The 14,564-nt window shown below is 43.4% G+C and carries 16 protein-coding genes; 15 read left to right on the forward strand and 1 reads right to left on the reverse strand.

Annotation, left to right across the window (positions count from 1 at the left end; genetic code table 11):
• Window positions 1-230: 230 nt before the first annotated feature.
• On the reverse strand, window positions 231-3,125 hold the full coding sequence (locus tag F0145_RS16815) for a triple tyrosine motif-containing protein (protein ID WP_150090039.1): 2,895 nt from the start codon (window positions 3,123-3,125) through the stop codon (window positions 231-233).
• Between the two features lie 222 nt (window positions 3,126-3,347).
• Between F0145_RS16815 and F0145_RS16820 the strand changes: the two genes are divergently transcribed.
• The 15 genes from F0145_RS16820 (at window position 3,348) to nuoK (ending at window position 14,470) form a co-directional block, all read left to right on the forward strand.
• Window positions 3,348-4,250 (forward strand): cation diffusion facilitator family transporter, encoded by a 903-nt coding sequence (locus tag F0145_RS16820; RefSeq protein WP_150090041.1) that lies wholly within the window; start codon window positions 3,348-3,350, stop codon window positions 4,248-4,250.
• 206 nt (window positions 4,251-4,456) lie between these two features.
• Complete coding sequence (locus tag F0145_RS16825; protein ID WP_150090043.1) at window positions 4,457-4,837, forward strand: NADH-quinone oxidoreductase subunit A; 381 nt, start codon at window positions 4,457-4,459, stop codon at window positions 4,835-4,837.
• 96 nt (window positions 4,838-4,933) lie between these two features.
• Window positions 4,934-5,476 carry an NADH-quinone oxidoreductase subunit B gene (locus F0145_RS16830; protein ID WP_146894646.1) on the forward strand — a complete coding sequence of 181 codons (543 nt, stop codon included), beginning with the start codon at window positions 4,934-4,936 and terminating at the stop codon, window positions 5,474-5,476.
• Window positions 5,477-5,479: 3 nt separating this feature from the next.
• The gene (locus F0145_RS16835; protein WP_150090045.1) at window positions 5,480-5,992 is read left to right on the forward strand and encodes an NADH-quinone oxidoreductase subunit C; all 513 of its coding nucleotides are present in this window, start codon (window positions 5,480-5,482) and stop codon (window positions 5,990-5,992) included.
• Between the two features lie 152 nt (window positions 5,993-6,144).
• A complete protein-coding gene (locus F0145_RS16840) occupies window positions 6,145-7,401 on the forward strand; it encodes an NADH-quinone oxidoreductase subunit D (RefSeq protein ID WP_150090047.1) in 1,257 nt (418 codons plus the stop codon).
• 63 nt (window positions 7,402-7,464) lie between these two features.
• Window positions 7,465-7,974, forward strand: coding sequence for an NADH-quinone oxidoreductase subunit NuoE family protein (locus F0145_RS16845; RefSeq protein WP_150090049.1), 510 nt, complete (start codon window positions 7,465-7,467; stop codon window positions 7,972-7,974).
• A 131-nt stretch (window positions 7,975-8,105) separates the two neighbouring features.
• A complete protein-coding gene (nuoF, locus tag F0145_RS16850; protein ID WP_150090051.1) occupies window positions 8,106-9,452 on the forward strand; it encodes an NADH-quinone oxidoreductase subunit NuoF in 1,347 nt (448 codons plus the stop codon).
• Window positions 9,453-9,500: 48 nt separating this feature from the next.
• Entirely contained in the window at window positions 9,501-9,944 is a 444-nt protein-coding gene (locus tag F0145_RS16855) for a hypothetical protein (RefSeq protein WP_150090053.1), read from the forward strand.
• Window positions 9,945-10,108: 164 nt separating this feature from the next.
• A complete protein-coding gene (locus tag F0145_RS16860; RefSeq protein WP_150090055.1) occupies window positions 10,109-11,101 on the forward strand; it encodes a 2Fe-2S iron-sulfur cluster-binding protein in 993 nt (330 codons plus the stop codon).
• Between the two features lie 6 nt (window positions 11,102-11,107).
• Window positions 11,108-12,193, forward strand: a complete 1,086-nt coding sequence (gene nuoH, locus F0145_RS16865; RefSeq protein WP_150090057.1) for an NADH-quinone oxidoreductase subunit NuoH — start codon at window positions 11,108-11,110, stop codon at window positions 12,191-12,193.
• Window positions 12,194-12,242: 49 nt separating this feature from the next.
• The gene (locus F0145_RS16870; RefSeq protein ID WP_150090059.1) at window positions 12,243-12,476 is read left to right on the forward strand and encodes a DUF4160 domain-containing protein; all 234 of its coding nucleotides are present in this window, start codon (window positions 12,243-12,245) and stop codon (window positions 12,474-12,476) included.
• Window positions 12,460-12,705: a DUF2442 domain-containing protein gene (locus F0145_RS16875; protein WP_150090061.1), complete on the forward strand. Its 246-nt coding sequence runs from the start codon at window positions 12,460-12,462 to the stop codon at window positions 12,703-12,705. The genes F0145_RS16870 and F0145_RS16875 overlap by 17 nt, the downstream gene beginning before the upstream one ends.
• A 147-nt stretch (window positions 12,706-12,852) precedes the next feature.
• Window positions 12,853-13,380, forward strand: a complete 528-nt coding sequence (locus F0145_RS16880; RefSeq protein WP_146894655.1) for a NuoI/complex I 23 kDa subunit family protein — start codon at window positions 12,853-12,855, stop codon at window positions 13,378-13,380.
• A 94-nt stretch (window positions 13,381-13,474) separates the two neighbouring features.
• On the forward strand, window positions 13,475-13,993 hold the full coding sequence (locus tag F0145_RS16885) for an NADH-quinone oxidoreductase subunit J family protein (RefSeq protein WP_146894656.1): 519 nt from the start codon (window positions 13,475-13,477) through the stop codon (window positions 13,991-13,993).
• Window positions 13,994-14,140: 147 nt separating this feature from the next.
• Window positions 14,141-14,470 carry an NADH-quinone oxidoreductase subunit NuoK gene (nuoK, locus tag F0145_RS16890; RefSeq protein ID WP_146894657.1) on the forward strand — a complete coding sequence of 110 codons (330 nt, stop codon included), beginning with the start codon at window positions 14,141-14,143 and terminating at the stop codon, window positions 14,468-14,470.
• The last annotated feature ends 94 nt before the right edge of the window (window positions 14,471-14,564 follow it).

Below are 14,564 nucleotides of genomic sequence, written 5' to 3' on the forward strand. Positions count from 1 at the left end.
TATGGTTCAAATATTTATTATTATACCCCCAAATCCGAAAAAAGGTCCACTACATCACTACATCAAAAACCCTATATCTGCATTTTTTGTTATTTGTTTAAACTTGCGATTCTAAGCTTAAATATTTTTCAAGTATTTAGCTCATTCAGTAAATATTATATACCTAAAAAAGTACTTTGAGAAAGCGTTTGAAGTAGTATGAGAGGTAATGATGTAGTACTTAAATTAGCTTAAAGCTCCAGTAAAAACTCTACCAAGTTCTTATCGTGGTCTAAATTCAGTTTTTTGCGCAGCCGGTAACGCCGTATTTCCACTCCGCGCACGGTAATATTTAGCAGCGATGCAATTTCTTTACTGCTCATGTTCATGCGCAGGTAAGCGCATAATTTAAGATCGTTGGGCGTTAATTCCGGGTGGCCTAAGCGCAGCTTTTTAAAATAATTTTCGTGGGCTTCGTTAAAACTGTGCTCCAGCAAATTCCAATCCCGCTCATCGGTTTTACCTTCGTCTATTACCCGCTGAATTTTACGGAGTTGGTCGGCGGCTATTTTTTTGCCGGCCGTATCTTTTAGCTGCACTATTTCTTCCTGAATATTTTGCAGCAACTCGTTTTTATACACAATATTTAAAGCCGAGTTGGCCAGTTCCCGGCTCTTGCTGGCCAGTTCGGCTTGCAGTTGCTCGTTTTTTAATTTTACAATGCGTTGCTCGTTAATTAAAATTTCCTGTTGCAGAAATTCTTCTTTTTCTTTTTCCAGTTTTGCCTGAATGTGTTGCTGATCGCGCAGTAATTTGCGACGGTAGAGGTGCCGGAGCAGAAAAACCAGGCCAATTAATAAAACAACATATAAGAAATAAGCCCAACCGGTAGCATACCAGGGCGGCAGAATGGTAAAAGTAAAAACGGTTATTTTGGATTCGGCTTCGTCGTTTACCCGGGCTTTCACTAAAAACCGGTACTTGCCATAACGCAGGTTGGTAAATTCTTTAGCGGTTTCGGTATGCCAATCAGACCACCGGGCGGCATTACCTTCCAGCAAATAACTGTATTTTACTTTAGCCTGGTTATAATAAGGCAAAGCATAAGCAATCCGGATATTATTTTGGGCGTAAGGAATTTGTACGGGCGTACTGCCCACTTCGGTAATAAGCGCCGTGTTTTCGGTAATATTTTCTACCTTCCGGATTAATACTTTTGGCAGGGAATTCTGGTTATGAAGCCGGGTGTGGGTATTATAAAAAACAAAGCCGTCATCTACGCTTATCAGGTAAATATGCTTATTTATCTGGCTGATGTTTTCGTAATATTGCACCATACGGTCGTTTAAAACATCAAACGGGCTGGTTTTAATCTTTAATTTTCCGGGCTCTAATAAATTAACCAAAGCCACTTTGCCATGGTTAATAAACCAATATTTTTTATCGCCGGCTTTAATTATTTTGTTAGAGGAAGCAAAAGCCCCCAGTTTCTTGTTTAACTGGGTATAAGGAGCAAACCGGTCGCTGATTTCATCGTGCACGTAAAATCCGGCATCCGAAGAAAACAGGATATTGCCCTCCAGGTTAAAAATATTAACATTATAATTATTGGGTAAGCCTTGGGCCTTCCCGTACAAAGTACTATGCGCTAGTTTAGTTAAATTAGCATTCAGGTTAAGCCGGTATACGCCTTTATAAGCGTGGCTTACCCAAATATTGCCTTCTTTATCTTGCTCTACGTACAGCGAAGGCTGGTTAAAACCGGGTATTTTATGGCTAAACACCCAATTGCCGGCGGCATCTTTTTTATAAATAACCAACCCTGTATAAGTACCCTGAATTAATAAATTGGGGTTAGCATTTAGTTTTTTTATTACCCAGCCGCCTTTTACATCCGATATTTTTGTTAGTTGATTGCCCTGCACCCGGTACGTACCTTCGTTGTGGCCGCAAAGCAATTGCCCATCCTGCACCGATAAATGCCAGACCTGCCCCTGCGAACCGGGCACCAAGGTAAAATCGAAAGCATGGAAAAACCGTTCGTTATTTGCCGGCCAGTTACTGTAAAACAAACCCTGATTGGTACCCAGGTAAATTTTATTATCGTGTACCAAACTGGTATAAACCGTACCAAATTTCCCGGTCTGATCGAAATAAAAATATAGCGGCGAATTTACTTCTATCCGGTCGATGCCATTATCGAGCGCCGCCCACAGGTTTTGTTCGTTATCGGTGTATAAATTTAAAACGGTATTATTTTGCAAGCCGCTCGATTTATTCAGCCGCTGCACAATACCACCCGCTTCGTCCAGAATTATTACCCCGTTCAGGATGGTGCCAAAAGCAAAATATTTACCTAGAACCAGGGCACCATTATTTAACTGATAGGTTTTCAGAAAATTATCGGCTTGGTTTTGCCAGGGCGTAATTTGTTGACCATCGTACAAAAACAAGCCGTTTTTAGCCGTACCAATTAAATATTTATCTTTTTGAAAAGGCAAAACTGATAGCACCCCGGAATTGCCCAAAATTTTACTAGCCGCTATAAAATGTAGCGAATCGTTTTTCAGCTCGTAAAGGCCTTCGCCTATAACTTCGGCGAAAAAGCGGTTATTGGCCTTAAACAAAAATAAAAACGGCTGTTGGCCCTGTACCACTTTAATTTTGCCGTTCTCATATATATATATGCCGCCAAACGATTGAAATAATACCCGGTCGCCGTCTACGTATATTTTCCAAATTTCGTCAGAAGGCCGCAGGTGGCGGGGCAGCAGTTTAATTAAGGAGTGGTAAGTAAACTTTCCGGCTTGGTTATAAGCCCAAAACCCAAATTCGCTAAAACCGCCGGTATAAATACTACCTTGGTTATCGGTAGCTACAGATCTTACAATTTGCCGGTTGGGCAGCCGGTAAAGGTTCCAGAATTTGCCATCGAAAGTTAGTAAACCATCAGAATTACCAAAGTACATTACCCCGGTTTTATCTTTTACCACCGACCAATTTTTATTGCCAGCCAGGTAATTTCTTTTGCTGTAATTCTGTACGTAAGGCACCCCAATATTTTGCATATCCAGGACCGGTCCACCAGTTGCGGTTAATTGGGTAAAAAAAAGTAGAAATAAAAAGAACTTAAAAATATTACTCATCTTGAATATAAACCTACTAAAATTGCCTGCTGCGGGCTTGATTAAACCCCAAGAAGCAGGAAACACACAGCGGTAAGGCCATGCTTTTTATTTTATTTACCGCCGCCACCAAATAAAACAGGTACTTAAGCGCTATTTGCTACTAAATAACAAAAGTAATAGTAACCCGTTAATTTAAGGGTAGCAAAAACTAAACGAACGGCCTAATGTTATCTATATATCATGTCGCACGCGCACCACGATCATACCCATCACCACGTACCAACTAACTTAACCAAAGCTTTCGTAATTGGTATTGGGCTAAACCTGGTATTTGTAATTTTAGAAGCCGGGGCCGGTTTGTGGCTGCATTCGCTGGCGCTTTTATCGGATGCCGGGCATAACCTGAGCGATGTAATTAGCTTAGTGTTGGCTTTGGTAGCTATTAAAATCTCACAAAAAAAGCCTAACGATCGTTTTACCTTTGGCTACAGCAAATCTACTACTTTAGTTTCTTTATTTAATGCTATTTTGTTAATGGTAGCGGTAGGCGCCATTGGCTGGGAAGCCTTTAACCGGTTTGGCCAGGCGCAACCGCTTAACGGCAAATGGATTACTATTGTATCAGTAGCCGGCATCTTAATTAATGGCGTTACGGCATTATTATTTTTTAAAGACAAAGACCATGACCTGAACGTGAAAGGCGCTTACCTGCACATGGCCGCCGATGCGCTGGTTTCGCTGGGCGTGGTTATTTCGGGCCTGATTATTATATATACTAATTGGTACTGGATAGATTCGGTGGTGAGTTTACTTATTATTTTGGTTATTATTGCCGGCACCTGGGGGTTGCTTAAAGAATCGTTAAGGCTTTCGCTCGACGGGGTGCCCCGCGGAATAGACTTAGGCGCCATTCGGGCATACTTAATAAATATTGAAGGCGTACAGGAAGTACACGACCTGCACGTTTGGGCCCTAAGCACTACCGATAATTCGCTTACCGCCCACTTAGTACTCACCGAAGACCAGCAGGAAAACCTCTTACCCCGCATTCACGACGACCTTTTTCATAAATTTAATATTGCGCACGCCACTATTCAGTTAGAAGAACCAGGCAACAAAGAACAATGTTTGCACACCCATTAATAAGGCAATGCATACTCCATTACGCAACAACATTGAACAAAAAATATTAAAACCGGTTTAGTATCGTTAATTAATTTAAGCAATACTATCTTAATTTAAACAATTTCTAAATTTACTTTAAACCCGAGATGCCTGCCGGTATCCTTTGAATATCCCTGAATAATATCTAATTTTGCACCAAATTTTAACGAGAGAGCGCAGACAACATGGAAACAACTGCAACCACGCATTTACCTTCGGATTATTTACCAATTTTAATACAATTTGCCGCCGCTTTAGGCTTTGTAATATTTGCCATTGTAGTAACCCACCTGATTGGCCCGAAACGCCACAGTAAAGTTAAAGATGCTGCCTGGGAATGTGGCGTAGAATCGGTAGGGAATGCCCGTACGCCGGTATCGTACAAATACTTTATGACGGCCATCCTTTTTGTAATATTTGATGTAGAAGTAATTTTCCTGTACCCATGGGCGGTGAACTTCCGGGGCCTGGGCATGGAAGGTTTTATTCAGATGATAGTCTTTATGACCATGCTGATGTTGGGCTTCTACTACGTAATTAAAAAGGGAATATTAAAATGGGAGTAATCCTGGTTTTCCTAATTCCCGGTTCGTAAACTTTTATAGCTTTAAGTGTGTTAGATATTAGGATATTTCTAATCTAAGCACCAAAATAAGACTAACATGAGTAAGATAAATATGGTTGAGGCGCCGGCCGGCGTAGAGGGACAAGGCTTTTTTGCTACTTCTTTGGAAAAGGTGGTAGGTATAGCCCGCAGTAACTCTTTGTGGCCCTTGCCTTTTGCTACCTCCTGCTGCGGCATTGAATATATGGCTACCATGGGCGCCCACTACGATATTGCCCGTTTTGGTTCCGAACGCCCCAGCTTCTCGCCCCGCCAGGCCGACTTGTTGATGGTTATGGGAACGATTGCGAAGAAAATGGCGCCGATTGTGAAGCAGGTTTACGAGCAAATGGCCGAACCCCGCTGGGTTATTGCCATGGGTGCCTGTGCCAGCAGCGGCGGTATTTTCGATACTTACAGCGTATTGCAAGGCATCGACCGCATTATTCCGGTTGACGTTTACATACCGGGTTGCCCACCGCGCCCCGAGCAGGTACTGGATGGTTTAATGCGCGTACAGGATTTAGCCCGAAATGAATCGCTGCGCCGTCGTAATTCTCCGGAATACCAGGAACTATTAGCGTCTTACAACATCCAATAAATAATGGCCGAACAAGGTTTAACCAATCAGCAAGTTCTAGAAAATATTACAGCCAGATTCGGCGACGCTATTTTTAACGCGCACGAGCCTTATGGTTTACTAACCGTAACCACTACCCGCGACCAGATTATTCCGCTTTTAACGCATTTGTACCACGATGCGGAATTGCAAATGAATTTCCTCACCACCATGTGCGGCATTCATTATCCGGAGAACAAAGGAGAGGAATTAGGCCTTATTTATCATGTTCACAGCCTGGTACATAATAAGCGCCTGCGCATCAAAATATTCTTCCCGATTGAAGACCCGATAGTACCCACGGCCACCAAGTTGTACGCTACTGCTAACTGGATGGAGCGCGAAGCTTTTGATTTTTACGGCATTCAGTTCGAAGGTCATCCCAATCTTATCCGCATTTTAAATGTTGAAGACATGACCTATCATCCCATGCGCAGAGAATATCCGCTGGAAGATGGTACCCGCGAAGACAAAGTAGACGTGTTCTTCGGCAGATAATTTTATAGTTATTCGTTATTCGTTGTTCGTTACTCGGATTTAACAAAGTACAACAACGAATAAATATAAAAACAACAATGCGTTACTTGTTATTGTGTCTTAAGGAATTAGAGCAGTCGAACAACAAATAACGAACAACGAACAACGCAAACATGGCAGAATATAAAACAGAAGAGAAGGTGAAAACCAATCTGGGATTAGAAAAAATTCCGGATTCGCTGCCTGCTCAGTATAACGAAAACGAACGCGAACTTACCACGCTGAACCTGGGGCCAACGCACCCGGCCACGCACGGTATTTTCCAGAATATATTACAAATGGACGGCGAGAAAATTATCTCGGGTGTTCCAACCATTGGTTACATTCACCGGGCTTTTGAGAAAATTGCCGAACGCCGGCCGTTTTACCAGATTACCCCGCTTACCGACCGCATGAACTATTGCTCCTCGCCTATTAATAATATGGGCTGGTGGATGACGGTAGAAAAATTATTGGGGGTAAAAACCCCGAAGCGGGCCGATTACATGCGCGTAATTGTAATGGAACTGGCCCGCATTACCGACCACCTGATTTGTAACTCAATTCTGGGCGTGGACTCCGGCGCTTTTACCGGCTTTTTATACGTGTTTCAGGAGCGGGAGAAAATCTACGAAATTTACGAAGAAATCAGCGGGGCTCGCTTAACTACCAATATGGGCCGCATTGGTGGCATGGAGCGTGATTTTACGCCGGTTGCCATTCAGAAACTGCGCGACTGGATGGCCGGATTCCCGAAAGTAATGAAGGAGTTCGAGTCGATGTTTACCCGTAACCGCATTTTCATGGACCGGATTAAAGACGTTGGTCCGATGACGGCGGAACGCGCCCTGAATTATGGCTTTACCGGCCCTAACCTGCGGGCGGCTGGCGTTGATTACGACGTGCGCGTAATGAACCCGTATTCTTCCTACGAAGATTTCGATTTTGAAATTCCGGTGGGCACTACCGGCGACACGTACGACCGCTTTATGGTGCGTAACGAAGAAATCTGGCAAAGTTTCCGGATTATTCAACAGGCTTTGGAGAACTTACCCGAAGGTCCTTTCCACGCCGATGCACCGGAATATTTCCTGCCACCGAAGCAGGAAGTTTACCGCAGCATGGAAGCTTTGATTTACCATTTCAAGATTGTAATGGGCGAAATTGATGCTCCGGTTGGTGAAGTGTACCACTCCGTGGAAGGTGGTAACGGTGAGTTGGGCTTTTACCTGGTGAGTGATGGCGGCCGTACGCCGTATCGCCTGCACTTCCGCCGCCCTTGCTTTATTTATTACCAGGCTTACCCCGAAATGGTGGTAGGCAGCCAGCTTTCCGATGCTATTCTGATTTTGAGTAGCATGAACGTTATTGCCGGCGAATTAGACGCTTAAAATTAATTTAATCAGCAGACTTCTTTCCAGTTAAAGAAGCCTGCTGAAATTGCTTATACATACATGGAGCAAACAACAACGCAAAACGAAGTACAATTTTCGGATGCGGCCATGGCCGAAATCAGAAGATATATTTCACATTATCCGGCCGACCGGAAAAAATCGGCCATTTTGCCTATTCTGCACATTGCCCAGGCCGAATTTGGTGGTTGGGTTAGCCCAGAGGTGCAAGATAAAGTAGCCGAAATATTAGATATTCAACCAATAGAGGTATACGAAGTAGCTACTTTTTACACCATGTTCAACCTGAAACCGGTTGGCAAACACGTGCTGGAAGTATGCCGCACCGGCCCTTGCATGTTGCGCGGTGCCGACCACCTGATTGAACATTTGGAGAGCCGTTTAGGCTGCCACGTAGGCGAAAATAGTGCTGATGGCCTGTTTACCCTAAAAACAGTTGAGTGCCTGGCCGCTTGCGGTATGGGACCGATGCTGCAAATCCGGGAAAAATATTACGAGAACCTGGACCCGCAGAAAATGGACCAATTACTTGACGATTTAAGTAAAGAATAAATTGGTATCAGGTATTAAGTAGCAGGTATCAGAAATTATAAACAGATACTTGAAAATTCAGCCTGAAAAATAAATAATATAGCAAAGTCTTGATACTAGTGTCCTGATACTAGTGTCTAAATGTATAGACAATGGGACTAAAAATATTAACTGAACATATAAACGTACCAGGCATTAATACCCTGGAAACCTATCGCAAAATGGGTGGCTACCGCTCCGTGGAGAAAGCCGTGAAAACCATGACGTCCGAAGAAGTAGTGGAAGAGGTGAAGAAATCGGGTTTGCGCGGTCGCGGCGGGGCTGGTTTCCCGACTGGTTTAAAGTGGAGCTTCCTGGCGAAGCCCGAAGGCAAACCGCGTTACCTGGTGTGCAACGCCGATGAATCGGAACCGGGAACTTTCAAAGACCGCGTACTGATGGAGAAAATTCCGCACGCGTTAATTGAAGGCATGATAACCTCCAGTTATGCGTTGGGTGCGCGTACCTCTTATATCTATATTCGCGGCGAATTAATGTTTGTGCTGCGGATTTTAGAAAAAGCAATTGCCGAATGTTATGCTGCCGGTTTATTAGGCGAAAATATTCTGGGTTCCGGTTACTCCTTAGATTTACACGTGCACCCCGGTGGTGGCGCTTATATCTGTGGCGAGGAAACAGCTTTATTAGAATCATTGGAAGGCAAGCGGGGTAACCCGCGGAATAAACCGCCTTTCCCGGCGGTTTGGGGCCTTTATGGCTGCCCAACCGTAGTAAACAACGTGGAGTCTATTGCTTCGGTGCCCTGGATTATAAACAATACCGGCGACGAATACGCTAAAATCGGCGTTGGCCGCAGTACCGGCACCAAACTAATTTCGGCTTCTGGCCACATCAATAACCCCGGCGTTTACGAAATTGAATTAGGCTTACCGGTTGAGGAATTTTTGTTCTCGGATGAATATTGCGGCGGTATCTGGAAAGGCCGAAAATTTAAGGCGATTGTAGCCGGTGGTTCTTCGGTGCCTATTTTACCCGGTGAATTATTCCTGAAAACCGCCGAGGGTACGCCCCGGTTAATGACTTACGAATCTTTATCCGAAGGTGGTTTTGTAAGCGGTACCATGTTGGGTTCCGGTGGTTTTATTGTAATGGATGATACCACTTGTATTGTGCGCAATACCTGGAACTTCTCCCGCTTTTATCACCACGAATCGTGCGGACAGTGTAGCCCTTGCCGCGAAGGAACCGGCTGGATGGAGAAAATATTGCATCGCCTCGAACACGGCCACGGCAATATGCACGACATTGATTTATTGGTAAACGTGTCGAAGCAGATTGAGGGCAATACCATTTGCCCGTTGGGTGATGCAGCAGCCTGGCCGGTAGCCAGTGCGGTACGCCACTTCCGCGATGAATTTGAATGGCACGTGAAACACCCGGAAAAAGCAACTGCCCCAGGGGCCGTGTACAGCGGAGCCGAAGATTTGGCGTTTGCTTAACTAAAATTAAGGAATAAAATTTCTTAAACTATGTTAGTACAAATTAGCATGGAATTAGTGATAATCCAATTTGAAAACGTTGGACGTAAATGTTTAATGCCACTAATTCTAAATTTTGCCAATCATCAAAAAAGAGTTGAAGAGGATAAGATTGTAAATGAAATAATTAAATACCTTGAAAAAACTGATGGAGTAGCTAATGTAATTAAACGAGGTGGAGGAATAGATGAATATAAGAACCTAAATGAAGCCTTTAATAAAGTTTTAGATATAAAGGAGGTAGACCATCAACAGGTAAGATACTTAAAGATTAGAGAAAAGGAGTTTTCCGAAAAACAAGAATTTAAGTATTTGGATGAGACATATTATTTAAAGGTGACATATAGAGATATTACATCAATGCCTGTAAGGGTTATAAACGATAAAACAAGTCCTGAATTCATAGGTGATATCCCTCTGCCTGTTGTTGTTATTGAAAAATATTCAGATTGAGAGGATTCCATTTCTAATAATAAACTTGAGATTCTCACCTAACACTAAATAATAAATAAGGGGACAATAAATTATCCTTTTAAAAAGAAATATACAAGAATAAATATATGTTAGTTTAATGTTGTAAAACCAACCGATGACTGACAACTGATAATTAAATAAAAATGGCTAAAATAACTTTTGACGGCATTGAGGTAGAGGTAGAAGACGGAACTACCATCCTGAATGCTGCGCGTAAAATTGGCGGTAAAGTGGTGCCGCCGGCCATGTGTTACTATACGCCTTTAAAAGGCAGCGGCGGTAAATGCCGGGTGTGCCTCGTAAAAGTAACCCAAGGCTCGGCAAAAGACCCGCGCCCAATGCCTAAACTGGTAGCGTCTTGCGTAACGCCGGTACAGGATGGCATGGTGGTAGAAAACACCTTATCGCCGCAGGTACTGGAAGCCCGCAAAGGCGTAGTAGAAATGCTGTTAATTAACCACCCGCTGGATTGCCCGGTTTGTGACCAGGCGGGTGAGTGTGATTTGCAAAACCTTTCTTATGAGCATGGCACCTCCGGCACCCGTTATGAAGAAGAGCGCCGTACTTTCGACCGCCAGGATATTGGTCCGCTGATTCAGCTGCACATGAACCGTTGTATTCTGTGCTACCGTTGCGTGTATACCGCCGACCAGATTACCGACAAACGGGTACACGGCGTATTAGGCCGCGGCGATGCTGCTGAAATTGGCACTTACATCGAAAATGTAATTGATAACGACTTCTCCGGTAATGTAATAGATGTGTGCCCGGTAGGCGCTTTAACCGATAAAACTTTCCGGTTTAAAAACCGGGTATGGTTTACCAAACCCGTTGATGCGCACCGCGATTGCCCGAAATGTTCGGGTAAAGTAGTGTTGTGGAACCGGGGCAGCGATGTATTACGCGTAACGGCCCGCAAAAACGAGTACGGCGAGGTGGTAGAATTTATCTGTAACGAGTGCCGGTTCGAGAAAAAAGAAATGTCGGACTGGATTATTGATGGCCCGCGCCACATTGCCCGTGCGTCTGTCATTTCGGCAAACCATTACGAATTGCCCGTGGTAAATCCGCAAATTATTGCCGACCTGCCCGAAAGTACCACCAAAGAATTGCACCTTATTCCAAGACCTATTTAAACCCTGATGGAAATACCCGTAATTGCCATACAAGCGCTTATTATCCTCGCCATTTTTGGTATAACCTTACTAATTGCTACGTACTGCACCTGGGCCGAGCGCCGGATTGCTGGTTTCCTGCAAGATCGTCCGGGACCCAACCGGGTTGGCCTCTGGGGATTAGGCCAGCCTTTAGCTGATGCCGTGAAGTTGTTTTTTAAAGAAGAGTTTATACCGGCCAATGCGAATAAGTGGTTATTTATTGCCGGCCCTTCGCTGGCTATGTTAACAGCCCTTATGAGCAGCGCCGTGGTTCCTTTTGGCAATACGTTGGTACTCGAAGATTTCGGGCCAATCCGGTTGCAGGGCATTGAGGTAAACATCGGGATGCTCTATATTTTTGGCGTGGTTTCGCTGGGCGTTTACGGTATTATGATTGGGGGTTGGGCTTCGAATAATAAATTCTCTTTATTAGGTGCTATCCGGGCAGCTTCGCAAAATATTAGCTACGAAATTGCCTTAGGCTTGTCTTTAATAGCGGTTTTGATGATGAGTGGCACCTTGTCTTTGCGGGAAATAGCCTTGCAGCAAGCCGAACCTTTGTTTGGTATTTCGGGCATGAACTGGAATATTTTTTACCAGCCCCTGGGCTTTATAATATTTTTAACCTGTGCTTTTGCCGAAACGAACCGGACACCATTTGACTTACCGGAATCGGAAGCGGAACTGGTAGGTGGCTACCACACCGAATATGGTTCTATGAAACTGGGTTTATACCTTTTTGCGGAATACGTAAATATTATTGTGGTATCGGCTGTAATGAGCACCTTGTATTTTGGCGGTTTTAATTTCCCGTTCCAGAACGAGATTGGAGCGTTGCTTTCCAACGACCCGCGTATTGCGCATAATATTATTACCATTTTAGGAACCGTGGTTTTCTTCCTGAAAATATTTGCATTTATCTTCTTTTTTATGTGGGTACGCTGGACATTACCGCGTTTCCGCTACGACCAGTTGTTAAACCTGGGTTGGAAAGGATTGATTCCATTGGCCATTATTAATATTGTTTTAACTGGCGGCTTTATTTTGTTATCCGAGCATTTTGGCTGGTAGTACTCCGAAATAATTGGGAATAACCATTTCGGCTTAAAAGTAAAACCAGATGCCGACAGTTTTAAGACTACTTGGATTCAGATTTTTCTTTTATAGCAATGAGGGTACTGAACCAGCCCACATTCATGTTGAAAAAGGTGATTGTGAAGCTAAATTTTGGTTAGAGCCTGTTGAACTGGTGTATTCAAATGGATTTTCGGCTAAAGAGATAAATCAACTAAGGAAATTAACGTTAGACCATCAACAACTATTTAATAAGGCTTGGCATGAAGATTTTAGTTGATAAGATAGCAGAAGCATCAGCCGTAGCGGTTTGGTTTGACGATATTAAAATGTACGTTAGGTTAGTAGATGGTCGGGAGTTAGGTGTGCCCCTTGATTGGTTTCCTAAATTAAGGGATTCTTCAACTGAGGAAAGAAACAACTGGCGGTTTATTGGCCGGGGAAAAGGCATCCATTGGGAATCTATTGATGAAGATTTATCTGTTTCGGGGCTTTTACGAACTAAATAAGCGGATGAAGTACTTTACCAGATTCTTACTCTTGAATGAAGGCGTAAGAACGAAGTAGAATTAAATTAAAATTAGTTAAGAATATTGTTCTCCGTAAAGCTTCTTAAATTTTTATAAGCTGCCAGAGACTTTAATATTAATCAGAAAATGCAGTTAACCAATAGAAAAAAAGTACTGGAACAGAAACCCATGACGGTAGCGGAGAAGATGTATCTTCCGGCTATTTTCAACGGACTTTCTATTACCATGCGCCACTTTTTCAAGAAAAAGCCGACTATCCAATATCCGGAGCAAACCAGAGAATTTGGCAAGGAATTTCGGGGCTTACACGTATTGCGCCGCGATGAACAAGGCCGGGAGCGTTGTACGGCCTGTGGTTTGTGTGCGGTAGCCTGTCCGGCCGAAGCCATTACCATGGTAGCGGGTGAGCGCAAAAAAGGCGAAGAGCACTTGTACCGCGAAGAGAAATACGCGGTATCGTACGAAATTAACATGCTGCGCTGCATCTTCTGCGGCTTGTGCGAAGAAGCCTGCCCGAAAGAAGCCGTGTTTTTGCAGAACGATAAAACCGTACCGCCCCGTTTTGAGCGCGACGAGTTTATTTACGGCAAAGACCGTTTGGTAGAGCCATTGAACCAGGCTAACTCAAAAGATAATATTAAATACCGGTACTAATTATTTAAGGTGCTGATTTGCTAATGTGCGAATTAGAAATTATTGCTTAACCATTAACTCATAATTTCTAATTCATAACTCATAATTGAAACGAATGACTGGTAGTTTATTTTATTTCCTGACCTTTTTAACCTTGTTTGCCGCACTGGGCGTGGTGTTTTCGAAGAACCCGGTTTATAGTGTTCTATTCTTAATCCTGACCTTCTTCAGTTTATCGGGGCACTATATTTTACTCAATGCCCAGTTTGTGGCGGCGGTAAATATTATTGTGTATGCGGGTGCTATCATGGTGTTGTTCCTGTTCGTGATTATGTTCCTGAACTTGAACATGGATACGGAGCAGGCACAAAAAAAATCGGTCTTGACCAAAGTAGCCGGAGCCATTTCGGGCGGACTGCTACTGGTTATTATGATTGCCGTTTTAAAAGATGCTGAAGTAGGTTCTTACGATCCGGAAAACTTCGATTCGCAAATTGGTTTGGTTGAAAACCTGGGCCACCTGCTGTTCACGAAATATTTATTACCGTTTGAATTGGCATCCGTGTTGTTTTTGGTAGCCATGGTAGGTGCGGTAATGTTAGGGAAGAAAGAAACGCAGCAACGTCACTTTTAAAATATTTATGCAAATGGCGGCCGGTATTGCCGCCATTTGTATTTAGATAAAAGCCCGATTTATTGGGTAAATAGCAAAATGCCGGTAACTTTGCGCCGCTTTTGCAGCACACAATTTTATATTAAAAGCTACTACAGCTAATTAAAAATGAACGAAATTCCGGAGGTAATCAGAACCATTCCTTTACAGTACTACCTGTTTTTCAGCAGCACCTTATTTGTTATTGGTATTATCGGCGTACTTACCCGGCGCAACGCTATTATAATTTTTATGTGTATTGAGCTGATGCTGAATGCCGTAAATTTATTATTAACGGCTTTCTCGGCGTATCGCTCCGATGCCAACGGACAGGTTTTTGTATTTTTTATCATGGCCGTAGCAGCTGCCGAAGTGTGCGTGGGGCTGGCCATTATTGTTATGATTTACCGCAACTTACGCTCTACGGATATTAATATTCTGAGCAACCTGAAGTGGTAATAATTAGCCATTGGTAGCGAGACATTGGTATCAAGATTTTTTTAATAAAATATTTCTCGTTCGCAAAAGACGAACAATGAATAACGAACAACAA

The sequence above is a fragment of the Adhaeribacter rhizoryzae genome (assembly GCF_008629685.1).
In the GTDB taxonomy this organism is placed as follows: Bacteria; Bacteroidota; Bacteroidia; order Cytophagales; family Hymenobacteraceae; genus Adhaeribacter; species Adhaeribacter rhizoryzae.